Origin of the sequence: Enterobacter oligotrophicus, from assembly GCF_009176645.1 — a bacterium.
GTDB classification, from domain to species: Bacteria; Pseudomonadota; Gammaproteobacteria; order Enterobacterales; family Enterobacteriaceae; genus Enterobacter; species Enterobacter oligotrophicus.
This window is the reverse complement of record NZ_AP019007.1, coordinates 1,932,394-1,956,331: the sequence shown is the minus strand read 5'-3', so window position 1 is coordinate 1,956,331 and position 23,938 is coordinate 1,932,394. Positions and strand designations below refer to the sequence as shown.

Here is a 23,938-nt window from a genome sequence, read left to right as displayed (position 1 = left end):
AGCGTTCGCGCCACCCGGCAAAAAAACCGAAGCACTTACTGGCTTCGGTTTTTTTATGGCTGTCAGTTCGTTGCCGGGTATTCCTGAATCGTCACCTGAATCGTCAGCTTCTTATCATTACGCATGACTTCGACAGGGATGATTGAGCCAGGACGAATTTCTGCCACCTGGTCCATGGTCTCCAGCGCCGAAACCGCCGGAACGCCATTCACCGACACGATGACGTCGTTAACCTGAATACCCGCTGCTGCTGCCGGGCCACCAGGTGCCACTTCGTTGACCACAATCCCCTGGATCTGGTCGATACCGCCGCCCTGCGTATGCATTGGCGCAATCTCACGGCCGCCAATACCAATATAACCGCGGATCACGCGACCATCGCGGATCAGCTTATCCATAATCTTGGTGGCGAGCTGGAACGGAATGGCAAAGCCGATCCCTTCCGGTGTCTCGCCGTCGTTGCTCTTATCAAATGAGAGCGTGTTGATGCCCATCAGTTCGCCGAGCGAATTGACCAGCGCACCGCCGGAGTTACCGTGGTTAATCGACGCATCGGTCTGCAGGAAGTTTTGCCGCCCTGACGGGTTCAGGCCGATTCGACCGGTGGCGCTGATAATCCCCTGGGTGATGGTTTGCCCCAGGTTGTATGGGTTACCGATAGCCAGCACCACGTCGCCGATGTGCGGTGTCCGTTTACGGTTAATTGGGATGGTCGGCAGCCCGCCCGTGGCGTTGATCTTCAGTACCGCGAGGTCCGTCAGGCTGTCGGAGCCAACCAGTAGGGCCTCAAACACGCGGCCATCCTGCAATGCGACGATAATCTGGTCAGCATCGTTGATCACGTGTTTGTTGGTAATAATGTAGCCGCGATCGTCCATAATCACGCCGGAGCCGAGTGTGCGGATCTCCAGCTGGTTATGAGCCGAGCTGTTGAGACCACGGTTATAGACGTTTACCACGGCAGGCGCAGCACGGCGAACGGCCTGATTATAGGTGGCAGGCGTTTCATCCGCGCTGTCGAACTGGGGGGCCGTCAGCTTGCTAAACTGACGCAAAGACGGCATAGCCACTAACAGCAGGCCGGCAACGATCAAACCAATGACAATTGAACGAAAGAGCTTTACAAGCATGATGCGCGTATCGTTAAAAAAGGAACGGTTTGCAGCATAACATGAGTTATCCGGACATCACACGTAGCGGCGATGTCCGGAGTCGCAAATGCTTAACGCAGTAAAATGTAGATTGTGTCGTTGCCACGAATAATCTGCAGGGCAATGACCGTCGGTTTACTTTCCAGCACCTTGCGCATCTCCGCGATAGACTGCACGCGAGTGCGGTTTACGCCAATAATGACGTCGTCCTGATGCAAGCCAGCCTGTGCGGCAGGGCTACTCTTCTCGACGGTATCGACGGTAATGCCTTTCGTGCCGTCTTTCAGTTGCCCGTCGCTCAGCGTCGCCCCCTGCAGCGCCGGGGCGATAAGCTCTGCGCTGGCAGAAGAGGAGGTGCTCTTATCCAGCGTCACTTCCACGTCCAGCGGCTTACCGTCGCGAATCAGACCCAGCTTCACTTTCGCGCCAGGTTCTGTGGTAGCGATACGCGAGCGCAGCTCCGCGAAGCTGCTGAGCGGCTTATCGTTCAGGCTGACAATCACATCACCGGATTTCACGCCCGCTTTGGCAGAGCCGGAGTTCGGCAGCACTTCGCTGACAAATGCCCCACGCTGGACGTTGACGTTAAAGGCTTTGGCGATATCCGCGCTCATCTCCATCCCTTTGATGCCCAGCAGCCCGCGTTTGACTTCGCCAAACTGAATTAACTGCTGAGACAGGGTTCTGGCCATATTGCTCGGGATGGCAAATCCAATCCCAATACTGCCGCCGCCCGGTGCCAGAATGGCGGTGTTGATACCGATCAGCTCCCCGTTAAGGTTAAGCAGCGCACCGCCTGAGTTGCCGCGGTTGATAGAGGCATCGGTCTGGATAAAGTTTTCCAGCCCTTCCAGATTCAGACCACTGCGCCCCAGCGCGGAGACAATCCCGGAAGTGGCGGTCTGGCCTAAACCGAACGGGTTACCGACGGCAACGGCAAAATCACCGACGCGCAGTTTGTCCGAGTCCGCGATTGTAATCTGCGTCAGGTTACTCGGGTTCTGCACCTGCAGCAGCGCGATGTCGCTCTGGTCATCGCCGCCGATCAGTTTGGCGTCAAATTCGCGACCATCGTTCAACTGGACGCTGATCTTATCCGCCTGGCTGATCACGTGGTTATTGGTCAGGATATAGCCTTTAGCCGCATCAATGATCACGCCTGAGCCCAGCCCTTCAAAAGGCTGAGCCTGCTGGTCAGGTGTTTCATCGCCAAAATATTTCTTCAACTCTTCCGGTACGCGCTGGCTTTGCCGTGCCGTCCCTTCGACCTTCACGCTGACCACGGCGGGCAACACTTTCTCCAGCATCGGCGCAAGGCTAGGAATAGCCGCTTGCCCCGGAACCTGTGAAGGCAATGACGCGGCGGCAGGGAAAGAGGCCGAGAGAGATAACCCGACACTTAACGCTAAGGCGCTCAACAGCTGGTTTTTTTTCTTCATCGATGCTGACTCTCGTATCCTGGAATGAAAGAAGAACGGCCCAAAAACATCTTGATGTTATTGAATTTTAAACCGCTGAACAATGAGGTATTTGACTAAATAATAGCTGGGGACGGAAAGAAAAGACGGGCGCAACAGATGCGCCCGTAAAATATATTCAGGTTGTGCGATTAATCGCGTTTTGCGCCACCGCGCAGCAGGCCGGATGCACCGTCAGAATAGTCGCGTGGCATCTGAACCGGAGCCTGATCGTTACCCGCTTCGGAGTCTGCCAGACGGTTGCGGAACGGGTTGGTTTCCGCCGTCATTTCCGGCAGCAGGCTGCTGGAGCTTTTCGCCATGTGTTGATACAACTGGCGATAATCTGTTGCCATGTTGTCCAGCAGCTCGGCGCTACGGGCAAAGTGGCTGACCAGCTCTTCGCGGTACTCTTCCAGCTCGGCTTTGTTCTTTTCCAGTTCGTACTGCAGTGACTGCTGCTGACGCAATTTGCGATTACCGAAACGCATGGCCACAGCACCGATGATGATGCCGACGACTAAACCGATTAGCGCATATTCCCAGGTCATGAACTTCTCCCGTTGTCTTGTTGTTCCGTAGGGTGTTGGCTCGGCTCCTGCCTGTGCCTGATAATGCCACTATAACCGCTATTTCCGCAGAAGTGGAATCCTGACGTATCATCGCGTAGTGTAGAACGGCCTTTTTTTCATCAGTCGTGCTCGCTGGTGAGGTTTGATTGAAGGAATAACAACACTATTATGCAAAGCCTGTCCCCCGCATCGCGATATCAACATGCCCTGAATGAGGGTTCATACCAGCCAGATAACGTTCAACGTGACGCGGTTAACCGCCTGGATACGATTTATCAGGCGCTCACGGCAAAACCTGCGGAAGAAGCGCAAAGCAGCGGCCTGAAGGCGGTTTTCGGTCGATTGCTCGGAAAAAAAGAGCCACTGGCTAACGCTCCGGTGCGTGGCTTATATATGTGGGGCGGCGTTGGTCGAGGCAAAACCTGGCTGATGGACATGTTCTACCAGAGCCTGCCGGGAACGCGAAAACAGCGTCTGCACTTCCACCGTTTTATGCTGCGGGTTCATGAAGAGCTGACGGCGCTGCAGGGCAAAAGCGATCCGCTGGAGATCGTGGCCGACCGCTTCAAGGCCGAAACCGACGTGCTCTGTTTTGATGAATTTTTTGTCTCCGATATCACGGATGCCATGCTGCTGGGCGGCCTGATGAAAGCGCTGTTTGCGCGCGGCATTACCCTGGTGGCGACGTCAAACATTCCGCCGGATGAGCTTTACCGCAACGGCCTGCAGCGGGCACGCTTCCTGCCTGCGATTGATGCCATTAAGCAGCACTGCGACATTATGAACGTGGATGCGGGCGTGGACTACCGCCTGCGCACGTTAACGCAGGCCCATCTGTGGCTCTCGCCGTTGAATGCCGAAACCACAAACCAGATGGATAAACTGTGGCTGGCGCTGGCCGGGGCGAAACGCGATAACGCGCCGGTGCTGGAGATTAACCATCGTCCGTTACAAACGTTGGGTGTGGAGAATCAAACGCTCGCCGTCTCCTTCGCTACGCTCTGTGTGGATGCGCGCAGCCAGCATGATTACATTGCGCTTTCGCGACTCTTCCACACCGTGATGCTGCTGGAGGTTCCGGTGATGACGCCGCTTATGGAAAGTGAGGCGCGCCGTTTCATTGCGCTGGTGGATGAGTTTTATGAGCGCCACGTTAAGCTGGTGGTCAGCGCCGAGGTGCCTTTATATGAGATCTACCAGGGCGAGCGGCTGAAGTTTGAGTTCCAGCGCTGCCTCTCACGCCTGCAGGAGATGCAAAGCGAGGAGTACCTGAAGCGTGAGCATATGCCATAATAAAGGCTACCCTCTCCCACGGGGAGAGGGGCTGGGGGTGAGGGCACCAGACCTTAATAAATGCCACCCTCTCCCTGTGGGAGAGGGGTTGGGGGTGAGGGCACCAGACCGCACAAACTTGCCCTCCGAAAAACCCATTCCAAATCACATTTAAGGGTCGATCTTTGACCTCAACTTCTCTATAATCTTGCGACCCCACGTTACGAGAAGGTTTTTTTCCCGAAACTTTCTATGTGTCGGCATGAGCTATTCGAAGGGGTAGGTTTGCCGGACTTTGTCGTGTGAACCTCAACTGACTAAACGTTTGGGTGTTCACCAACGTGTAACTTATTATTTGGGTAAGCTTTTAATGAAAACTTTTACAGCTAAACCAGAAACCGTACAGCGCGACTGGTATGTTGTTGACGCGACCGGTAAAACTCTGGGCCGTCTGGCTACTGAACTGGCTCGTCGCCTGCGCGGTAAGCATAAAGCGGAATACACTCCGCACGTTGATACCGGTGATTACATCATCGTTCTGAACGCTGACAAAGTTGCTGTTACCGGCAACAAGCGTACTGACAAAGTGTACTATCACCACACTGGCCACATCGGTGGTATCAAACAAGCGACCTTTGAAGAGATGATTGCCCGCCGTCCTGAGCGTGTGATTGAAATCGCGGTTAAAGGCATGCTGCCAAAAGGCCCGCTGGGTCGTGCTATGTTCCGTAAACTGAAAGTTTACGCTGGCAACGAGCACAACCACGCGGCACAGCAACCGCAAGTTCTTGACATCTAATCGGGATTATAGGCAATGGCTGAAAATCAATACTACGGCACTGGTCGCCGCAAAAGTTCCGCAGCTCGCGTGTTCATCAAACCGGGCAGTGGTAAAATCGTTATCAACCAACGTTCTCTGGAACAGTACTTCGGTCGTGAAACTGCCCGCATGGTAGTTCGCCAGCCGCTGGAACTGGTTGATATGGTAGAAAAACTGGATCTGTACATCACCGTTAAAGGTGGTGGTATCTCCGGTCAGGCAGGTGCGATCCGTCACGGTATCACCCGCGCTCTGATGGAGTACGACGAATCCCTGCGTTCTGAACTGCGTAAAGCTGGCTTCGTTACTCGTGACGCGCGTCAGGTTGAACGTAAGAAAGTGGGTCTGCGTAAAGCACGTCGTCGTCCACAGTTCTCCAAACGTTAATCATTTTCTGCTCACGCAGAACGATTGGCGAAAAACCCGCTTCGGCGGGTTTTTTTATGGATAATGCGTAGGTTATCCACAATATCAATGCATATATCTCCTCTTTTTCCACATTTCCAGAATCCCCTCACCACAAAGCCATCAAAATCTGGTAAACTATCATCCAATTTTCTGCCCAAATATCGGTGAATACTCGGTTTTTGTTCGATTCTTGAACAATGTGTCTTCTCTGGGATGGGCGATACATCATCTGGCTGGCCTCGTTGGGCCAGTAGCAGTAAAAATTCTGAATATACCTGGAGGTTTTCATGGCTGTCGCTGCCAACAAACGTTCGGTAATGACGCTGTTTTCTGGTCCTACTGACATTTATAGCCATCAGGTTCGTATCGTGCTGGCCGAGAAGGGTGTCAGTTTTGAGATCGAGCATGTGGAAAAGGATAACCCGCCTCAGGATCTGATCGATCTCAATCCGAGCCAAAGTGTACCGACGCTGGTGGATCGCGAGCTGACCCTGTGGGAATCCCGTATCATTATGGAATATCTGGATGAGCGTTTCCCGCATCCGCCACTGATGCCTGTTTACCCGGTTGCACGTGGTGAAAGCCGCCTGTACATGCAGCGTATCGAGAAAGACTGGTATACGCTGATGAACGTGATCGTTAACGGTTCCTCTTCTGAAGCGGATGCTGCACGTAAACAACTGCGTGAAGAGCTGCTGGCCATTGCGCCAGTGTTTGGACAGAAGCCTTTCTTCCTGAGCGACGAGTTCAGCCTGGTGGATTGCTACCTGGCTCCGCTGCTGTGGCGTCTGCCTGTTCTGGGCGTAGAGTTCAGTGGCCCTGGCGCGAAAGAGCTGAAAGGCTACATGACTCGCGTATTTGAACGCGATTCCTTCCTGGCATCTTTAACTGAACCGGAACGTGAAATGCGTCTCGGCCGAGGCTAATGACTGTGGAAATGTCACAACTTTCACCACGCCGTCCGTATCTGCTGCGCGCCTTCTATGAATGGCTGCTGGATAACCAGCTCACGCCGCACCTGGTTGTGGATGTGACGTTGCCGGGCGTGCTGGTTCCGATGGAATACGCACGCGACGGACAGATTGTGCTGAATATCGCGCCACGCGCGGTGGGTAACCTTGAGCTGGCGAACGACGAAGTGCGCTTTAACGCGCGTTTCGGCGGTGTGCCGCGTCAGGTTTCCGTGCCGCTGGCTGCGGTGCTGGCTATCTACGCGCGTGAAAACGGTGCGGGTACTATGTTTGAGCCGGAAGCGGCTTATGATGAAGAAGGTGCCAGCCTGAATGACGATGACGCCTCCGGTGAACGCGAAAGCGACACGGTGATGTCTCTGATCGATGGCGACAAACCCGATCATCACGACGACAACGACCCTGATGACGATCCGCCGCCACGCGGTGGCCGACCGGCATTGCGCGTTGTGAAATAATCAAACAGGCCCGTTGGGCCTGTTTTGCTTTCTGCCCCTTTTCGCCACCTGTTATTTCCTGTGTTATGATGAATTTTTCTTCCTTTCCGGCACCGGACTGCAATGAAACCGACTGATCTTAAAGCTGAAAACTCTGATGAAACCATTGGCCGCAGCCTGCGGCGTCGTCCGCTTGCGCGTAAAAAGCTGTCTGACATGGTGGAAGAAGAGCTGGAGCAGATGATCCGCCGGAAGGAATTTGCGCAGGGAGAACAATTGCCCTCCGAGCGTGAACTGATGGAGTTCTTCAACGTGGGTCGCCCGTCCGTGCGTGAAGCGCTGGCGGCACTCAAGCGTAAAGGCCTGGTGCAGATCAATAACGGCGAACGCGCACGTGTCACGATGCCCTCTGCCGATACCATTATCAGTGAACTTTCCGGCATGGCGAAAGATTTCCTGACTCAGCCCGGCGGCATTGCCCATTTTGAGCAGTTGCGCCTGTTCTTTGAGTCCAGTCTTGTGCGCTTTGCCGCTGAATTTGCCACTGACGAGCAAATCGATCGCCTGACAAAAGCGCTGGAGATCAACAGCCAGTCGCTGGACGACAACACGCTGTTTATTCGCTCCGATGTTGATTTTCACCGCGTGCTGGCAGAGATCCCCGGCAATCCGATCTTCAACGCGATCCACGTTGCGTTGCTGGACTGGCTGATTGCCGCGCGTCCTAAAGTGCCGGATGCCGAGCTGTACCAGCACAACGAAGTCAGTTATCGCCAGCACATTGCGATCGTTGATGCGATCCGCCGCCGCGATCCCGATGAAGCCGATCGCGCTTTACAAACCCATCTCAATAGCGTTTCTGCTACCTGGCACGCCTTCGGTCAGAGTTCCAAAGCCAAAAAATAACGATCCTTTAGTGAAGCAGATCGCAATATAAGCGTTCTGTATTCCACTGCTGCTAAAATGATCTGGTATAACAGGTATAAAGGTATATCGTTAAAACACACCCGTTATCATCTGAGGTATTTATGGCAACGCAATTACGCGGCGTAATGGCCGCACTTCTGACCCCGTTTAACCATCAGCAAACGCTGGATAAAGAGAGCCTGCGCCGCCTTGTGCAGTTCAATATTGCGCAGGGCATCGACGGTCTGTATGTCGGCGGCTCGACGGGGGAAGCCTTTGTACAAAGCCTTTCCGAACGCGAGGAGGTCATGGAGATCGTCGCGGAGGAGGCGAAAGGGAAAATTACCTTAATCGCCCATGTCGGCTGCGTCAGCACGGCGGAAAGCCAGCAGCTGGCAACGGCTGCCGCGCGTTTTGGCTTTGACGCTGTGTCCGCCGTCACACCGTTTTACTATCCCTTCAGCTTTGAAGAACATTGCGACCACTACCGTGCAATTATTGATTCGGCGGATGGTTTGCCGATGGTGGTTTATAACATTCCGGCGTTAAGCGGCGTGAAGTTAACTCTGGATCAGATCAACACGCTGGTGACGCTGCCGGGTGTGGGCGCGCTGAAGCAAACCTCTGGCGATCTGTTCCAGATGGAGCAGATCCGCCGCGCGCATCCGGATCTGGTGCTTTACAACGGCTACGACGAGATCTTCGCCTCCGGCCTGCTGGCGGGGGCAGACGGTGGGATCGGCAGCACCTACAACATTATGGGCTGGCGCTATCAGGCGATCGCCAAAGCGGTCCGAGAGGGAGATAACGTCACCGCACAACGCTTGCAAAGCGAGTGCAATAAGGTCATCGATCTGCTGATCAAAGCTGGTGTCTTCCGTGGGCTAAAAACGGTACTGCACTACATGGACGTGATCTCCGTGCCGCTGTGCCGTAAGCCATTTGCCCCTGTGGACGAAAAATTCGTGCCGGAGCTGAAAGCCCTGGCAGAGCAATTAATGGCGGAAAAACGCTAACGCATTGCCGGAGGGCGCTTCGCCGATCCGGCCTACAAAAACGCGATACGTAGGCCGGGTAAGGCGCAGCCGCCATCCGGCAAAACGACAAAAAATCGTCGGGAGAGTGAAATGAGTAAGTCTACCCAAAGCATCCCGTGGTACCGCCATCTTACCCGTCCGCAGTGGCGTGCGTTCTCCGCCGCCTGGCTGGGATACCTGCTTGATGGCTTCGATTTTGTATTGATTGCTTTAGTGCTGACAGAAGTAAAAAGTGAATTTGGCCTCACAACGGTGGAAGCCGCGAGCCTGATTTCGGCAGCCTTTATTTCACGCTGGTTCGGTGGGCTGTTGCTGGGGGCGATGGGCGATCGCTATGGCCGTAAGCTGGCGATGATCACCAGTATTGTCCTCTTCTCCTGCGGTACGCTGGCCTGTGGCTTTGCGCCGGGCTACGTCACCATGTTTATCGCCCGTATGGTCATTGGTATGGGGATGGCAGGCGAGTACGGCTCCAGTGCAACCTATGTTATTGAAAGCTGGCCGAAGCACCTGCGTAATAAGGCGAGCGGCTTTTTGATCTCCGGTTTCTCCGTCGGTGCCGTGGTGGCCGCTCAGGTCTACAGTCTTGTTGTGCCCGTGTGGGGTTGGCGTGCGTTGTTCTTTATCGGCATCCTGCCCATCGTGTTTGCGCTGTGGCTGCGTAAAAACATTCCTGAAGCGGAAGACTGGAAAACGAAGCACGAAGGCAAAGCGCCGGTGCGCACGATGGTTGATATCCTTTACCGTGGCAAATACCGCGTAATCAATATTGTGATGACGCTGTTTGCCGGTACTGCGCTGTGGTTCTGTTTTGCCGGTGAGCTTAACAACGCAGGGCTGGTGGTCATTCTCGGCCTGCTGTGCGCCATCGTCTTTATCAGTTTTATGGTGCAAAGCAGCGGCAAGCGCTGGCCGACGGGCGTTACGCTGATGGTTGTTGTCCTGTTTGCCTTCCTCTACTCATGGCCGATTCAGGCGCTGCTCCCGACTTATCTCAAAACCGAACTGGCATACGACCCGTCAACGGTGGCGAAAGTCCTGTTCTTTAGCGGGTTCGGCGCGGCGGTGGGGTGCTGCGTGGGCGGCTTCCTCGGCGACTGGCTGGGCACGCGCAAGGCTTACGTCTGCAGCCTGCTGGCTTCGCAATTGCTGATCGTTCCCGTATTTGCGATCGGCGGTGCAAATGTCTGGGTTCTGGGCCTGCTCCTCTTTTTCCAGCAGATGCTGGGGCAGGGGATCTCCGGAATATTACCTAAACTTATCGGCGGCTATTTCGATACCGACCAGCGTGCCGCCGGGCTGGGCTTTACGTACAACGTGGGCGCGCTGGGTGGGGCGATTGCACCGGTAATCGGGGCTTTGCTGGCTCAGAATATGGAGCTGGGCACGGCGCTTGGCTCACTCTCCTTTGGCCTGACGTTTGTGGTGATCCTGCTTATCGGTCTGGATATGCCTTCACGCGTTCAGCGCTGGATCAGGCCGGAAGCGCTGCGAACGCACGATGCTATCGACGGCAAACCGCTGAGTGGCGCTTTCTCAGCGGGCAGTGTCAAAAGCGAGCAGGTGGTGAAATGACGACGCTGGCGATTGATATTGGCGGAACAAAGCTCGCCGCTGCCTTGCTGGAGGGGAACAGTCTGTTGATGCGCAGGGAGTGCCCAACCCCCGCCAGCTATACGCCGGGGGCGCTGGAGGAGGCGCTACGCACCCTGATTTTACCGTTGGTTACCCACGCCCGACGCGTGGCGGTGGCATCAACCGGGATTATTCACAACGGAATACTGACCGCCATTAATCCGGCCAATCTGGGCGGGCTGGCGCACTTTCCGCTGGTCGCATTTCTGGAGGAGACCACGCAATTACCGGTGATGGCGATAAACGACGCGCAGGCTGCTGCCTGGGCTGAGTTCTGCGCGTTGCCCAATGATGACGACATGGTCTTTCTAACGGTTTCAACCGGCGTGGGCGGTGGCATTGTCCTCAATGGAAAGCTGCAGACGGGCAGCGGCGGTCTGGCCGGGCATCTGGGGCATACGCTGGCCGATCCTGCCGGGCCGCTGTGCGGTTGCGGGCGAAGAGGTTGCGTAGAGGCCATTGCGTCCGGGCGCGGCATTGCCGCCCAGGCGCAGGGCGAACTGGCCGGTCTGGATGCGAAAGCAATTTTCAACCTGGCGACAGAAGGCGTTCCGCAGGCACGCAAGCTGGTGGCGTATTCTGCACAAACGCTGGCGCGCCTTATCGCCGACGTTAAAGCCGTCACCGACTGTCAGATAGTTGTGGTCGGCGGCAGCGTGGGACTGGCAGAAGGGTATTTGCCGTTGGTGGCTGAGTATCTCGCGCAGGAGCCCGCTGTTTATCAGGTCGCACTTCGGTCGGCCCACTATCGACACGACGCCGGGCTGTTGGGTGCGGCACTGTTAGCACAAGGAGACGCATGATGATAATGGGAGAGCTGCAGTCGCTGGCATCATCTGGCTTACCTGAAGCACTGGTGAATGCGCTAACGCTGGCCGTCGCCGCGCGGCCTCAGGAGAAAGCCCCAGGGCATTACGAACTGCAGGGTGAAGAGGTTTTTATGAACGTCATGCAGTTTGCCACGCAACCGCCGGAGCAGAAAAAAGCCGAGTTGCACGAGCAGTATATTGATATCCAGCTGCTGTTAACCGGAGAAGAACGCATTCTGTTTGGCGTTGCGGGTTCTGCGCGTGAGTGCGAGGAGATGCATCACGATGAAGATTATCAGCTTTGCAGCCGCATTGATGGTGAGCAATCGATGGTGTTGAAACCGGGGATGTTCGTGGTCTTTATGCCCGGAGAGCCGCATAAGCCAGGGTGTATTGTGGGAACAGCGGGAGAGATTAAAAAAGTCGTTGTGAAGGTTCGTGCCAGCCTGTTGACTGCATAAAAAAAGCCGGATGGAGATCCATCCGGCTTGTCTTTTACACTTCCAGGTAGTTCAAAATACCGTCTGCCGCTTTACGCCCTTCGGCAATCGCTGTTACCACCAGGTCAGAGCCGCGAACGATATCGCCACCCGCGAAGATTTTCGGATTGCTGGTCTGGAACGCGTTGTCGCTGCCTTCTGGCGCGATAATACGGCCCTGAGAATCCAGCTCAACGCTATGCTTCGCCAGCCATTCCATGCTGTGAGGACGGAAACCGAACGCCATTACGACCGCATCTGCCGGGATCACGTGCTCAGAGCCGGCTACGATTTCTGCACGACGGCGGCCTTTTGCATCCGGTGCACCCATCTCCGTGCGCGCCATTTTCACGCCGCTCACTTTGCCATTGGCATTCACTTCAATGCCCAGAGGCTGGATGTTGAACTGGAACTCCACGCCCTCTTCACGCGCGTTTTTCACTTCGCGTTTCGAGCCCGGCATGTTCTCTTCGTCACGGCGGTAAGCACAGATAACATGTGCCGCATTCTGACGAATGGAGGTGCGCACGCAGTCCATCGCGGTATCACCCCCGCCCAGTACCACCACGCGTTTGCCTTCCATGCTGACGAAAGGTTCATCGACCGTTTCGCCGTAACCCATAATCTGTTTGGTGTTGGCAATGAGGAACGGCAGCGCGTCGTACACGCCCGGTGCATCTTCGTTCTCCAGACCGCCGCGCATGGACTGATAGGTGCCCACGCCGAGGAATACGGCGTCGTAATCCTTCAGCAGATCGTCGAGCTGCACGTCGCGGCCCACTTCTACGTTCAGTTTGAACTCAATGCCCATACCGGTGAAGATTTCACGGCGGCGGGTCATGACCTCTTTTTCCAGCTTGAAGGCCGGGATACCGAAGGTCAGCAGACCGCCGATTTCCGGATGGCGGTCAAAGACCACCGCCTTCACGCCGTTACGGGTCAGCACGTCCGCACAGGCCAGGCCAGCAGGACCCGCACCGATGATTGCCACGCGCTTGTCGGTTTGACGCACGCCGGTCATATCCGGACGCCAGCCCATCTCGAACGCTTTATCGTTGATATAGCGCTCGATGTTGCCGATGGTCACCGCGCCAAACTCGTCGTTCAGCGTACAGGAGCCTTCACAAAGACGGTCCTGAGGACACACGCGGCCGCATACTTCCGGCAGGGTGTTGGTCTGGTGAGACAGCTCGGCGGCTTCAAAAATACGCCCTTCGTTGGCGAGCTTCAGCCAGTTCGGGATGTAGTTGTGTACCGGACATTTCCATTCGCAGTAAGGGTTACCGCAGGACAGGCAGCGGTCTGCCTGTGCTTTGGCCTGGCCTTCTGAAAACGGCTCATAGATTTCAACAAATTCAATTTTACGGATCTTCAGCGGTTTCTTTGGCGGATCAACACGCTGCAGGTCGATAAACTGGTATACGTTCTGGCTCATCTGAATTCCTTACTGCGCCTGCACACGCAGCTCTGCTGCGCTACGACTACGGTGACCCAACAGGGCTTTAACATCGCTGGACTTCGGTTTAACCAGCGCGAATTTCGCAGAGAATGCTGGCCAGTTCGCCAGGATCTCTTCGCCGCGCGAAGAACCGGTATGCTGCACGTGTTCGGTAATCAAACCGCGCAGGTGTTCTTCGTGGATAGCCAGCGTATCAACGTCCAGCACTTCCACCAGTTCCGGGTTCACGCGTTTGCGGAACTCACCGTCTTCATCCAGGACGTACGCAAAACCGCCCGTCATGCCTGCGCCAAAGTTCACGCCGGTTTTACCCAGGACGCAAACAATCCCGCCCGTCATGTATTCACAGCCGTTATCGCCAATGCCTTCGACCACGGTGATGGCACCGGAGTTACGCACCGCAAAACGCTCACCCGCACGGCCCGCAGCAAACAGACGTCCGCCGGTTGCGCCGTACAGACAGGTGTTGCCAATGATGCTGGCTTCGTGGCTACGGAAGGCCGAGCCGACCGGAGGACGCACTGCCAGCAGACCGCCCGCCATGCCTTTACCGACGTAGTCGTTGGCATCACCGGTCAGGTACAACTCAACGCCGCCCGCGTTCCATACGCCGAAGCTCTGGCCTGCTGTACCACTGAAGTGCGCGGTAATCGGATCGGCTGCCAGCCCCTGGTCACCGTGCGTCTGCGCGATGTAGCCAGAGAGTGACGCACCGACAGAGCGGTCAGTGTTGCGGATATCAAACCAGAACGTTTTGCTCTGCTTCTCGTCCACGTACGGCTTCGCCTGCTGCAGTAATTGCGCGTTCAGCACGCCGTTGTCGAACGGCGGGTTGTTCTCGGTGCAGTAGACCGCTTTGCCTGGGTGTGGCTGCGCGGTTTCCAGCAATTTGCTCAGCTCCAGCTTCTGCTGTTTAGCCGTGAAGCCTTCCAGCTCTTTCAGCAGGTCAGTTCTGCCAATCAGATCTACCAGACGTTTCACGCCCAGCTGCGCCATCAGCTCGCGGGTTTCGCGGGCGATGAAGTCAAAGTAGTTGGTCACTTTGAACGGCAGGCCGTGATAATGGTTCTTACGCAGCTTCTCGTCCTGGGTCGCAACACCGGTTGCGCAGTTGTTCAGGTGGCAAATACGCAGGTATTTACAGCCGAGTGCCACCATCGGGCCCGTGCCGAAGCCAAAGCTCTCCGCACCCAGAATCGCGGCTTTGATGATGTCGAGGCCGGTTTTCAGGCCACCGTCCACCTGCAGGCGGATCTTGTGACGCAGGCCGTTAGCCACCAGCGCCTGCTGGGTTTCCACCAGGCCAAGCTCCCACGGACAACCCGCATATTTCACGGAGGAGAGCGGGCTTGCACCGGTACCACCGTCATAACCGGCGATGGTGATCAGGTCGGCATAGGCTTTCGCCACGCCGGTCGCGATGGTGCCAACGCCCGGTTCAGATACCAGCTTCACGGAGATCATCGCTTTCGGGTTGACCTGTTTCAGGTCGAAAATCAGCTGCGCCAGGTCCTCGATAGAGTAAATATCGTGGTGCGGCGGCGGGGAGATCAGCGTCACGCCCGGCACGGAATAGCGCAGTTTGGCGATGTACGGCGTGACTTTATCACCCGGTAACTGACCGCCTTCGCCCGGTTTAGCACCCTGAGCGACTTTAATCTGAATGACATCGGCGTTAACCAGGTACGCTGGCGTCACGCCAAAGCGACCGGATGCCACCTGCTTGATGCGGGACACTTTGTTGGTGCCGTAGCGAGCAGGATCTTCACCACCTTCGCCGGAGTTGGAGTTGCCGCCGATGCTGTTCATGGCTTCCGCCAGCGCTTCGTGGGCTTCCGGGCTCAGCGCGCCGATGGACATCGCAGCGGTATCGAAGCGTTTGAACAGCTCAGACGCTGGCTCAACATCGTCAATACTGACCGCGTCATCACCCGGATTCAGGGCAATGAGGTCGCGCAGCGTCGCCGCCGGACGGTTGTTCACCAGCGCGGCGTACTGCTGATAATCACTGTATTCACCACTCTGAACCGCCTGCTGCAGCGTGCGCACCACGTCCGGGTTGTAGGCGTGGTATTCGCCACCGTGAACGTATTTCAGCAGGCCGCCCTGATCCAGCGGCTTACGCGCCAGCCATGCGCGTTTTGACAGATTGACCAGATCCTGCTGGAAGTCAGCAAAACCGGCCCCGCCGATACGGCTGATCACGCCCTGGAAGCAAAGATTTGCCACGTCGTCATGCAACCCGACCGCTTCAAACAGCTTCGAGCAGCGGTAAGAGGCGATGGTTGAGATGCCCATTTTGGACATGATCTTGTACAGACCTTTGTTGATGCCGTTACGGTAGTTCAGCATCACCGCACGGTAATCCTTGTCGATCGCGCGGGTGTCGACCAGACGGGCCAGCGTTTCGTAGGCAAGGTACGGGTAGATTGCCGTCGCACCAAAGCCTAGCAGCACAGCAAAGTGGTGCGGGTCGCGCGCGCTTGCGGTTTCAACAATGATGTTGGCGTCGCAGCGCAGGCTCTTGTCCACCAGACGCGTCTGGATAGCACCCACTGCCATTGGCGCAGGCACCGGCAGGCGGTTTTTCGCGATGTTGCGGTCAGACAGCACCAGCAGAACCGTACCGTTACGCACCATCTGTTCGGCTTTGTCACACAGCGCGTTTACCGTCTCTTCGAGGCTCGCTTCGGTCACGTCGAACGTAATATCGAGCGTGTCGGCGCGATAGTGATCCTCTTTCAGGGTAGTGAGCTGTTTGAAATCGGAGTACAGCAGAATCGGCGATTTAAAAGTCAGACGGTGTGCCTGGCCTTCGGCTTCGCAGAAGACGTTCATCTCGCGGCCAATGCTGGTCGCCAGTGACATCACGTGTGCCTCACGCAGCGGATCGATTGGCGGGTTGGTCACCTGCGCGAACTGCTGACGGAAGTAGTCGTAAATAATGCGCGGCTGGCTGGAGAGCACGGCAAACGGGGTATCGTCACCCATGGAGCCGACCGCTTCCTGGCCGTTTTCGCCCAGTACGCGGATAACTGAGTCCAGCTCTTCCGCGCTGTAATTAAACTGTTTCTGGAAGCTCGCAAGAGCATCATCGTCCAGCTCGCGGCTGCCCACTTCTTCGTCCGGCAGATCTTCGAACGGCACCAGACGGCGCACGTTTTTCTCCATCCATTCTTTGTACGGATGGCGGCTTTTCAGATCGTTATCGGTTTCGGCAGAGTGCAGAATGCGCCCGCCGCGGGTATCGATAACCATCAGTTCGCCCGGACCGACGCGACCTTTCTCAACCACTTCGTCAGGCTGGTAATCCCAGATACCGACTTCAGAGGCGCAGGTGATGAGCTTATCTTTGGTGATGACGTAGCGCGCCGGACGCAGGCCGTTACGGTCCAGGTTACAGGCCGCAAAACGCCCGTCGGACATGACGATGCCTGCCGGACCGTCCCACGGCTCCATGTGCATGGAGTTAAAATCAAAGAACGCGCGCAGCTCGGGGTCCATATCCGGGTTGTTCTGCCATGCCGGCGGAACAAGCAGACGCATGGCGCGAACGATGTCCATCCCGCCTGCCAGCAGCAGTTCCAGCATGTTATCCATAGAGCTGGAGTCCGAACCGGTTTCGTTCACGAACGGCGCGGCATCGTGCAGGTCAGGGATCAGTGGCGTCTGGAACTTATAGGTACGGGCGCGTGCCCACTGGCGGTTACCGGTGATGGTGTTGATCTCGCCGTTGTGCGCCAGATAGCGGAACGGCTGCGCCAGCGGCCAGCGTGGAACGGTGTTGGTGGAGAAGCGCTGGTGGAACAGGCAAATGGCCGATTCCAGACGCAGGTCCGCCAGGTCCAGGTAAAAGCGCGGCAGGTCAGCCGGCATACACAGACCTTTATAGATGTTCACCAGGTTCGAGAGGCTACAGACGTAGAACTCTTTATCGTCCTGGAGACGTTTTTCAATGCGGCGACGGGCGATAAACAGGCGACGTTCCATATCACGTGGACGCCAGCCCGCAGGCGCGTTAACAAAAATCTGTTCAATACGAGGCAGCGAGGAGAGGGCGATTTCACCGAGCACCCCTTCGTTGGTTGGCACATCGCGCCAGCCGACAATCGACAGGGTTTCACGTTGAAGTTCTTCTTCGACGATGCGGCGTGAGGCGGCAGCTTTTTCAGCGTCCTGATTCAGGAACAGCATACCAACAGCGTAGTTTTTGGCTAAACGCCAGCCGCGCTCTTCCGCCACGATACGGAAGAAACGATCCGGTTTTTGCAGCAGCAGACCACAACCGTCGCCGGTTTTACCATCGGCAAGGATAGCACCACGGTGCTGCATACGGGCCAGTGCGTGAATAGCAGTACGCACTACCTTGTGGCTAGGTTCGCCTTCTATGTGGGCGATCAGGCCGAAACCACAGTTATCCTTCTCAAGGGATTTATCGTACAACATATCAGTGAACCTCCCCAGGCTCGTCGGGCTTCCCACTGAACTTTACCGTGGCGCACAGGCACAGAAAGAGCATGGCGACGGGGTTTGCGTTTCATACGCGGACCTCGCATTCGCCCTCTTTTTCATCCTTTCGCGCAGGTAAACAAGTTTGAGGACTTGCTTCAGAGGGAATCTCAATTACTGCATAAATATGATGAGCAGGCCGCTCATCCAGAAAGCTTCCAGCGGATTTCCAACTTATCGGGAATTGGTACACAGGTCAAATGGCAATCTTATTTATACAAAAATGTGCTAAAGAGATATTATCTCTTTGTATATAAAAGATATTTTACGCTATTTGCTATCGCAAAAAGCCCTGGAGAGGCATGGAGGAGTGTGATCTGACTCACTATCTGAAAGCGGTATTATCAATGCAGCATGCTGAATAGTGGTTTTATAGCAGAATAATAATCTGGAATGGGTTTCAAACCCACATAATGTCACTGTTTTTCTGTGATGGCGCTATAAATGAAAAAAACCATCAAAACATAAGGAAAAATAATTACGCGTGGCGTGAATGAAATTGCAGTAATCTTGATTATTTATTCAAACAGATAAAAGCCATCCAGGGCGATTGATCCAGGTCATCGCCGACAGAGGCTAAAAATGGCAGGCTTGTCCCCTTTCTTCGGGACGGTCTATCAGATTATGCAGTTACAGAAATTAGTCAATATGTTTGGTGGGGATCTTTTGCAGCGTTACGGGCAAAAGGTGCATAAGCTGACGCTGCACGGCGGTTTTAGCTGCCCGAATCGCGATGGCACCATCGGGCGTGGCGGCTGTACTTTCTGTAACGTCGCGTCATTTGCCGATGAAGAACAGCAGCATCGCTCTATCGCTGAGCAACTTGCGCATCAGGCAAGCCTGGTGAACCGCGCAAAGCAGTATCTGGCCTATTTCCAGGCCTACACCAGCACCTGGGCAGAGGTGCAGGTGCTGCGTTCCATGTATCAGCAAGCCGTCACTCAGGCCAATATTGTCGGGCTGTGCGTAGGAACGCGCCCGGACTGCGTACCGGATGCGGTGCTGGATTTGCTCAGCGAGTACAAAGAACAAGGCTACGAGATCTGGCTGGAGCTGGGTTTACAGACCGCCCATGACAAAACCCTGCACCGTATCAACCGTGGACATGATTTTGCCTGCTACCAGCGCACCACGCGTCTCGCCCGTGAGCGCGGGCTTAAAGTGTGTTCGCATCTGATTGTCGGCTTGCCTGGTGAAGGGCAGCAACACGGGCTGGAGACGCTGGAAAGGGTTGTTGAAACCGGCGTGGACGGTATCAAGCTGCATCCGTTGCACATTGTGAAGGGCAGCATAATGGCGAAAGCCTGGGAGGCAGGGCGGTTAAACGGGATTGAACTCGACGCGTATACGGTGACGGCAGGGGAGATGATTCGCCACACACCGCCGGAGATTGTCTACCACCGTATCTCGGCAAGTGCCCGCCGCCCAACGCTTCTGGCACCGCTCTGGTGCGAGAACCGCTGGACAGGTATGCTGGAAATCGACCGTTATCTGCATGAACACGGTGTACAGGGATCGGCGCTTGGCCGTCCGTGGGTTCCCCGTCTACCGACGGCGGCCGCCTAACAAGCTCCCCAGCATACCGCGCACAATCTGATTCGTGACCTGCCGCGCCGCGCTTTTCGCCATGGTCTGCACCACGCCATCGCGCTTGCCGCCGCGTGGCCCGGTACTGCCGAAGAGAATGTCCTTTAACCCGCCCAGAATGCCATCATCCACCGCGACAGACTGGCCTTTGGCGGCAGGCGCATCCTGCGACTCGGTGGCTGCCTGTACGCCTTTCTGCAGCATCTCGAACGCGGATTCCCGATCCACCTCGTCCTCGTACTTGCCATATACCGGGGAGTGGTTAATCAGGCTATTGCGCTCATCGTCGGTGACGGGTCCCATCCGCGAGCAGGGGGCGATCACCATTGCGCGCTCAACAATGGATGGGCTGCCCTTCGCATCCAGGAACGAAATCAGCGCTTCACCGGTGCCCAGCGCCTGAATGGCGGTTTCGGTATCAAAGGCCGGATTGGCACGCATGGTTTGCGCGGCGGCTTTCACCGCTTTCTGATCTTTCGGCGTAAAGGCGCGCAGGGCGTGCTGCACGCGGTTACCGAGCTGGCCCAGCACGTTATCAGGGATGTCCGAAGGGTTTTGCGACACAAACCAGACGCCGACGCCTTTGGAACGGATCAGGCGGATGACCTGCTCAATCTTATCCAGCAAAACCTGCGGCGCATCGTTAAACAGCAGGTGCGCTTCGTCAAAGAAAAACACCAGTTTGGGTTTTTCCAGGTCGCCCGCTTCCGGCAACTGCTCGTACAGTTCGGAGAGCATCCACAGCAGGCTGGCGGCGTACAGCTTTGGCATCTGGTAGAGCTTCTCTGAACTCAGAATATTGATGATGCCTTTACCGTTGCTGTCGGTACGCATCCAGTCTTTGATATCCAGCATCGGCTCACCGAAGAAGTGCTCGGCACCCTGCTGCTCCAGGGTGAGTAGCCCACGCTGAATAGCCCCTATCGAGGCGCTGCTGATGTTGCCATACTGGTTCTGGAAGGATTTCGCGTTGTCGCCAATGTACTGCGTAATGGCGCGCAGATCTTTGAAATCAAGCAGCAGTAGCCCCTGGTCGTCCGCAATGCGGAAGATAATATTCAGTACGCCAGACTGTACGTCGTTGAGATTGAGCAGACGGGCGAGGAGCAGAGGACCCAGATCGGACACGGTCGCGCGCACCGGGTGGCCTTTCTCACCAAAGATATCCCACACCACCACCGGGTTGTTGTGCGGCGTCCAGTCATTCACGCCAATGTTTTTCAGACGCTCAAGCAATTTTTCAGAGGGAGTACCTTCCTGTGCGATTCCGGTTAAATCGCCTTTCACATCGGCCATAAAGACCGGTACGCCGATCTCAGAAAGCGACTCAGCCAGCTTTTGCAGGGTGACGGTTTTCCCTGTCCCTGTCGCGCCGGTGATCAGGCCGTGGCGATTTACCATCGCAGGCAGTAAAAACAGCTCTTTTTCCAGCGTCCGGGCAATTAACAATGGTGTACTCATGATGCGCTTCCTCTCATAATCCTGGGTGCAGTATAGGCAACCTGACGGCAAAATGGCTGAGTAAATTCCTGACTTTGCGGCGCATTATCCAGTGCGGGCTATGCTTTTGCATACGGTTCACAAAATTTTGGAAAACTATGTCCAGATTCTTCTTTAACGATCGCAAACAGCTGGTCAACGATGCCATTGAAGGCATACTGATCTCCGCGCCGCACGGTAATCTCGTCAAACTTGATATTGATCCGGCCATTCGCGTGGTCGCCCGTGGCGACTGGGATAAAAGCCGCGTGGCGGTGATCTCCGGTGGCGGTTCAGGTCATGAGCCAGCCCATGCCGGGTTTGTCGGTAAAGGAATGCTGACGGCGGCGGTGTGTGGGGACCTGTTTGCCTCGCCGAGCGTAGATGCGGTGCTGAATGCCATTGTGGCGGTGACGGGCGATCGTGGCTGTCTGCTGATTGTCAAAAACTACACTGGCGACAGGCTGAACTTTGGTCTGGCGGCAGAGAAGGCCAAACGCTACGGTCTGAAGGTGGAGATGGTGATCGTGGCGGACGACGTCGCTCTGCCAGATAACAAGCAGCCGCGCGGCATAGCGGGAACGGCACTGGTGCATAAGATTGCGGGCTTTGCGGCGGAGCATGGGAAATCGCTCAGTGAAGTGCGGGATATTGCGCAACAGGCTTGCGATAACCTCTGGAGCCTGGGGGTTGCCATGCAGACCTGCAACCTGCCGGGCAGTGACGATGAAGAGGGGCGCATTAAGCAAGGCCATGTCGAGCTGGGACTGGGCATTCACGGCGAGCCGGGGGCTTCCGTGGTCGATACGCAAAACAGCAAAGCGATTATCGACACGCTGGTGACGCCGCTAAAAGCGCAGGCCGGCGAAGGACGCTTTGCGGTGCTGATCAACAACCTCGGTGGTGTCTCGGCGCTTGAGATGGCGCTGCTGACCAAAGAGCTGGCGCATTCGGCACTGAAAGAGAATATCGCGTATCTGATTGGCCCCGCGCCGCTGGTCAGTGCGCTGGATATGAAGGGCTTTTCGCTGACGTTGCTGAAGCTCAACGATCTTTTTGAAAAGGCTATCCATGAAGAGGTGGAGACGCTGGGCTGGCAGAAACCCGTAGCGTTTGCGCCATTGCGCACGATCCCACATAGCGCCATTCACGATCGCGTGGAATATACCGCCTCTGCAAATCAGCAGGTGGGCGAGTATGTCTCGGCAGTAACCAATACGCTGATTCAGCTTGAAAATCGCCTGAATGCGCTGGATGCCAAAGTGGGGGATGGTGATACAGGCTCCACCTTTGCGCAAGGTGCGCGGGATATTGCGCAGCTTCTGGAAGCCGGTAAGCTCCCGCTCAACGATGTGTCTGTGCTGCTGTCGCTGGTGGGTGAGCGACTGGCGACGGTGATGGGGGGCTCAAGCGGCGTACTGATGTCGATCTTCTTTACCGCGGCGGGTCAGAAGCTGCATGATGGAAAACCGCTGGCAGACGCTTTTCTGAGTGGACTTGCGCAAATGAAGCAGTATGGTGGTGCGGATCTGGGCGATCGTACCCTGATCGATGCGCTACAACCGGCGCTGGAGGCGCTGCAGAAAGGCGATCTTCAGGCCGCGGCGCAGGCTGCGCAGCAGGGTGCTGAGGCCACGGCAAAAATGGCGAAAGCCGGGGCGGGGCGCTCGTCGTATGTGAACAAAGAGAATCTGGACGGGGTGACCGATCCGGGGGCGGTTGCAGTGGCGGAAGTATTTTCTGCACTGGTGCGGTAGGTGGGAATCGCCCGGTGGCGCTGCGCTTACCGGGCCTGCAAAAATCTAATGCAGGCCGGGTAAGGCGAAGCCGTTACCCGGCAAATTCACATCAGAAATCCGCTTTCAACACCACGCGGTAGCGGGCTTTACCGTCGCGCACATGCTGGATGGCTTCGTTGATTTTCGACATCGGGTACAGCTCGGTGGTCGGTGCCACTTTGGTACGTCCGGCAAACTTCATTAGCTTGCGCAACTCAAACGGCGTACCGGTCGCGGAGCCGGACACGCTGCGATCGCCGCCGATCAGGGTAAACGCCGGAACCGGCAGCGGCTTCAGTACGGCACCCACGGTGTGGAAGTTACCGCCGTAGGCCAGCGCTTCAAAGTACGGCTGCCAGTCGAGATCGACGTTGACGGTGTTGATGATCAGGTCAAACTGGCCCGCCAGCGCGTTCAGTGCTTCTGGATCGCGGCTGTTCACCACTTTGTCAGCACCCATTGCCAGCACTTCTTTTTCTTTGGATGGGTTAGAGCTGAACGCTGTCACTTCGCAGCCCATTGCGTGCAACAGTTTGATGGCGATATGCCCCAGACCGCCAATACCGATTACCCCCACGCGGCTGGTGGCGGTGATATGGTGCATCAGCAACGGTTTGAATACGGTAATGCCGCCGCACAGCAGCGGGCCTGCGGATTCGATATCAATGCTCTCCGGCAGCGGAATGACCCATTGCCAGTCGGCGCGCAGTTTGTCGGCGAAACCGCCTTTGTTCAGGATGGTTGGCGTAGCACCTTCGAGGCAGTTGATCTGGTTGCCGCTGATACAGGCGTCGCAGTGACCGCAACTGCGTGCCGTCCAGCCAATGCCCACGCGCTGGCCCACTTTCAGCCCTTTATCCTGCGCGGCGCTACCGAGCGCCACGACGCGGCCGATCACTTCGTGCCCGGCAACCAACGGATACTGTGAAAAGCCCCATTCGTTGTCGATCATCGAGAGATCCGAGTGGCAGATCCCACAGTAATCAACCTGCACTTCGACGTCTTCTGCTTTTAGGTCGCCCGCATCGTACTCGTACAGCTCAAGTTCTGCACCCGCCTGCGGTGCGGCGTAGCTTTTTATCTTCGACATCGTATTTCCCCCGTTATGGTGTGAACTGTGAGTGTAGAGCATTCAGTTTACAGTCGCTTAACAGAAGACGGCAGGAGCGAAA

General features: G+C 56.1%; 19 protein-coding genes. 12 read left to right on the top strand and 7 right to left on the bottom strand.

What is annotated here, in order from left to right; translation table 11 throughout:
• Positions 1-62 precede the first annotated feature (62 nt).
• From degS to zapG, 3 genes are all read right to left on the bottom strand, one after another.
• Entirely contained in the window at positions 63-1,130 is a 1,068-nt protein-coding gene (degS, locus tag EoCCA6_RS09385) for an outer membrane-stress sensor serine endopeptidase DegS (protein WP_152082448.1), read from the bottom strand.
• A gap of 92 nt (positions 1,131-1,222) precedes the next feature.
• A complete protein-coding gene (degQ, locus tag EoCCA6_RS09380; protein ID WP_152082447.1) occupies positions 1,223-2,590 on the bottom strand; it encodes a serine endoprotease DegQ in 1,368 nt (455 codons plus the stop codon).
• A gap of 170 nt (positions 2,591-2,760) precedes the next feature.
• On the bottom strand, positions 2,761-3,159 hold the full coding sequence (gene zapG, locus EoCCA6_RS09375; RefSeq protein WP_006178827.1) for a Z-ring associated protein ZapG: 399 nt from the start codon (positions 3,157-3,159) through the stop codon (positions 2,761-2,763).
• A 189-nt stretch (positions 3,160-3,348) separates the two neighbouring features.
• Between zapG and zapE the strand changes: the two genes are divergently transcribed.
• The 10 genes from zapE (at position 3,349) to nanQ (ending at position 11,936) form a co-directional block, all read left to right on the top strand.
• Positions 3,349-4,473: a cell division protein ZapE gene (zapE, locus tag EoCCA6_RS09370; RefSeq protein WP_152082446.1), complete on the top strand. Its 1,125-nt coding sequence runs from the start codon at positions 3,349-3,351 to the stop codon at positions 4,471-4,473.
• Between the two features lie 349 nt (positions 4,474-4,822).
• Complete coding sequence (gene rplM / locus EoCCA6_RS09365; RefSeq protein ID WP_032642418.1) at positions 4,823-5,251, top strand: 50S ribosomal protein L13; 429 nt, start codon at positions 4,823-4,825, stop codon at positions 5,249-5,251.
• A gap of 15 nt (positions 5,252-5,266) precedes the next feature.
• Entirely contained in the window at positions 5,267-5,659 is a 393-nt protein-coding gene (gene rpsI / locus EoCCA6_RS09360; RefSeq protein ID WP_003860436.1) for a 30S ribosomal protein S9, read from the top strand.
• Between the two features lie 308 nt (positions 5,660-5,967).
• On the top strand, positions 5,968-6,606 hold the full coding sequence (sspA, locus tag EoCCA6_RS09355; RefSeq protein ID WP_152082445.1) for a stringent starvation protein SspA: 639 nt from the start codon (positions 5,968-5,970) through the stop codon (positions 6,604-6,606).
• A 5-nt stretch (positions 6,607-6,611) separates the two neighbouring features.
• Positions 6,612-7,109: a ClpXP protease specificity-enhancing factor gene (gene sspB / locus EoCCA6_RS09350; protein WP_152082444.1), complete on the top strand. Its 498-nt coding sequence runs from the start codon at positions 6,612-6,614 to the stop codon at positions 7,107-7,109.
• Between the two features lie 102 nt (positions 7,110-7,211).
• On the top strand, positions 7,212-7,994 hold the full coding sequence (gene nanR / locus EoCCA6_RS09345; protein ID WP_152082443.1) for a transcriptional regulator NanR: 783 nt from the start codon (positions 7,212-7,214) through the stop codon (positions 7,992-7,994).
• Positions 7,995-8,116: 122 nt separating this feature from the next.
• Positions 8,117-9,010: an N-acetylneuraminate lyase gene (gene nanA / locus EoCCA6_RS09340; RefSeq protein ID WP_152082442.1), complete on the top strand. Its 894-nt coding sequence runs from the start codon at positions 8,117-8,119 to the stop codon at positions 9,008-9,010.
• A 111-nt stretch (positions 9,011-9,121) separates the two neighbouring features.
• Positions 9,122-10,606 (top strand): MFS transporter, encoded by a 1,485-nt coding sequence (locus EoCCA6_RS09335; RefSeq protein ID WP_152082441.1) that lies wholly within the window; start codon positions 9,122-9,124, stop codon positions 10,604-10,606.
• Entirely contained in the window at positions 10,603-11,469 is an 867-nt protein-coding gene (gene nanK / locus EoCCA6_RS09330) for an N-acetylmannosamine kinase (protein WP_152082440.1), read from the top strand. The genes EoCCA6_RS09335 and nanK overlap by 4 nt, the downstream gene beginning before the upstream one ends.
• Complete coding sequence (gene nanQ / locus EoCCA6_RS09325) at positions 11,469-11,936, top strand: N-acetylneuraminate anomerase (RefSeq protein ID WP_152084429.1); 468 nt, start codon at positions 11,469-11,471, stop codon at positions 11,934-11,936. Before nanK ends, nanQ begins: the two co-directional genes overlap by 1 nt.
• A 34-nt stretch (positions 11,937-11,970) precedes the next feature.
• Here nanQ and gltD read toward each other — a convergent pair whose 3' ends face one another.
• The gene (gltD, locus tag EoCCA6_RS09320) at positions 11,971-13,389 is read right to left on the bottom strand and encodes a glutamate synthase subunit GltD (protein WP_152082439.1); all 1,419 of its coding nucleotides are present in this window, start codon (positions 13,387-13,389) and stop codon (positions 11,971-11,973) included.
• A 9-nt stretch (positions 13,390-13,398) separates the two neighbouring features.
• On the bottom strand, positions 13,399-17,859 hold the full coding sequence (gltB, locus tag EoCCA6_RS09315) for a glutamate synthase large subunit (RefSeq protein ID WP_152082438.1): 4,461 nt from the start codon (positions 17,857-17,859) through the stop codon (positions 13,399-13,401).
• A 687-nt stretch (positions 17,860-18,546) separates the two neighbouring features.
• Between gltB and mnmL the strand changes: the two genes are divergently transcribed.
• Positions 18,547-19,488, top strand: coding sequence for a tRNA modification radical SAM protein MnmL/YtqA (gene mnmL / locus EoCCA6_RS09310; protein ID WP_152084428.1), 942 nt, complete (start codon positions 18,547-18,549; stop codon positions 19,486-19,488).
• Here the strand turns inward: mnmL and EoCCA6_RS09305 are convergent.
• The gene (locus EoCCA6_RS09305) at positions 19,468-20,970 is read right to left on the bottom strand and encodes a helicase HerA-like C-terminal domain-containing protein (RefSeq protein ID WP_152082437.1); all 1,503 of its coding nucleotides are present in this window, start codon (positions 20,968-20,970) and stop codon (positions 19,468-19,470) included. The two genes, mnmL and EoCCA6_RS09305, sit on opposite strands and share 21 nt — an antisense overlap.
• Positions 20,971-21,107: 137 nt before the next feature.
• Here EoCCA6_RS09305 and EoCCA6_RS09300 point away from each other — a divergent pair, with 137 nt between their 5' ends.
• Positions 21,108-22,745 carry a dihydroxyacetone kinase subunit DhaK gene (locus tag EoCCA6_RS09300; RefSeq protein ID WP_152082436.1) on the top strand — a complete coding sequence of 546 codons (1,638 nt, stop codon included), beginning with the start codon at positions 21,108-21,110 and terminating at the stop codon, positions 22,743-22,745.
• Between the two features lie 91 nt (positions 22,746-22,836).
• On the opposite strand, the gene ahr is transcribed toward EoCCA6_RS09300, so the two are convergent.
• The gene (ahr, locus tag EoCCA6_RS09295; RefSeq protein WP_152082435.1) at positions 22,837-23,856 is read right to left on the bottom strand and encodes an NADPH-dependent aldehyde reductase Ahr; all 1,020 of its coding nucleotides are present in this window, start codon (positions 23,854-23,856) and stop codon (positions 22,837-22,839) included.
• Between the last annotated feature and the right edge of the window lie 82 nt (positions 23,857-23,938).

Coding starts and splice junctions, on each gene's coding strand:
- degS (WP_152082448.1), bottom strand. CDS start 1,130: ATGCTTGTAAAGCTCTTTCGTTCAATTGTCATTGGTTTGATCGTTGCC.
- degQ (WP_152082447.1), bottom strand. CDS start 2,590: ATGAAGAAAAAAAACCAGCTGTTGAGCGCCTTAGCGTTAAGTGTCGGG.
- zapG (WP_006178827.1), bottom strand. CDS start 3,159: ATGACCTGGGAATATGCGCTAATCGGTTTAGTCGTCGGCATCATCATC.
- zapE (WP_152082446.1), top strand. CDS start 3,349: ATGCAAAGCCTGTCCCCCGCATCGCGATATCAACATGCCCTGAATGAG.
- rplM (WP_032642418.1), top strand. CDS start 4,823: ATGAAAACTTTTACAGCTAAACCAGAAACCGTACAGCGCGACTGGTAT.
- rpsI (WP_003860436.1), top strand. CDS start 5,267: ATGGCTGAAAATCAATACTACGGCACTGGTCGCCGCAAAAGTTCCGCA.
- sspA (WP_152082445.1), top strand. CDS start 5,968: ATGGCTGTCGCTGCCAACAAACGTTCGGTAATGACGCTGTTTTCTGGT.
- nanR (WP_152082443.1), top strand. CDS start 7,212: ATGAAACCGACTGATCTTAAAGCTGAAAACTCTGATGAAACCATTGGC.
- nanA (WP_152082442.1), top strand. CDS start 8,117: ATGGCAACGCAATTACGCGGCGTAATGGCCGCACTTCTGACCCCGTTT.
- EoCCA6_RS09335 (WP_152082441.1), top strand. CDS start 9,122: ATGAGTAAGTCTACCCAAAGCATCCCGTGGTACCGCCATCTTACCCGT.
- nanK (WP_152082440.1), top strand. CDS start 10,603: ATGACGACGCTGGCGATTGATATTGGCGGAACAAAGCTCGCCGCTGCC.
- nanQ (WP_152084429.1), top strand. CDS start 11,469: ATGATAATGGGAGAGCTGCAGTCGCTGGCATCATCTGGCTTACCTGAA.
- gltD (WP_152082439.1), bottom strand. CDS start 13,389: ATGAGCCAGAACGTATACCAGTTTATCGACCTGCAGCGTGTTGATCCG.
- gltB (WP_152082438.1), bottom strand. CDS start 17,859: ATGTTGTACGATAAATCCCTTGAGAAGGATAACTGTGGTTTCGGCCTG.
- mnmL (WP_152084428.1), top strand. CDS start 18,547: ATGCAGTTACAGAAATTAGTCAATATGTTTGGTGGGGATCTTTTGCAG.
- EoCCA6_RS09305 (WP_152082437.1), bottom strand. CDS start 20,970: ATGAGTACACCATTGTTAATTGCCCGGACGCTGGAAAAAGAGCTGTTT.
- EoCCA6_RS09300 (WP_152082436.1), top strand. CDS start 21,108: ATGTCCAGATTCTTCTTTAACGATCGCAAACAGCTGGTCAACGATGCC.
- ahr (WP_152082435.1), bottom strand. CDS start 23,856: ATGTCGAAGATAAAAAGCTACGCCGCACCGCAGGCGGGTGCAGAACTT.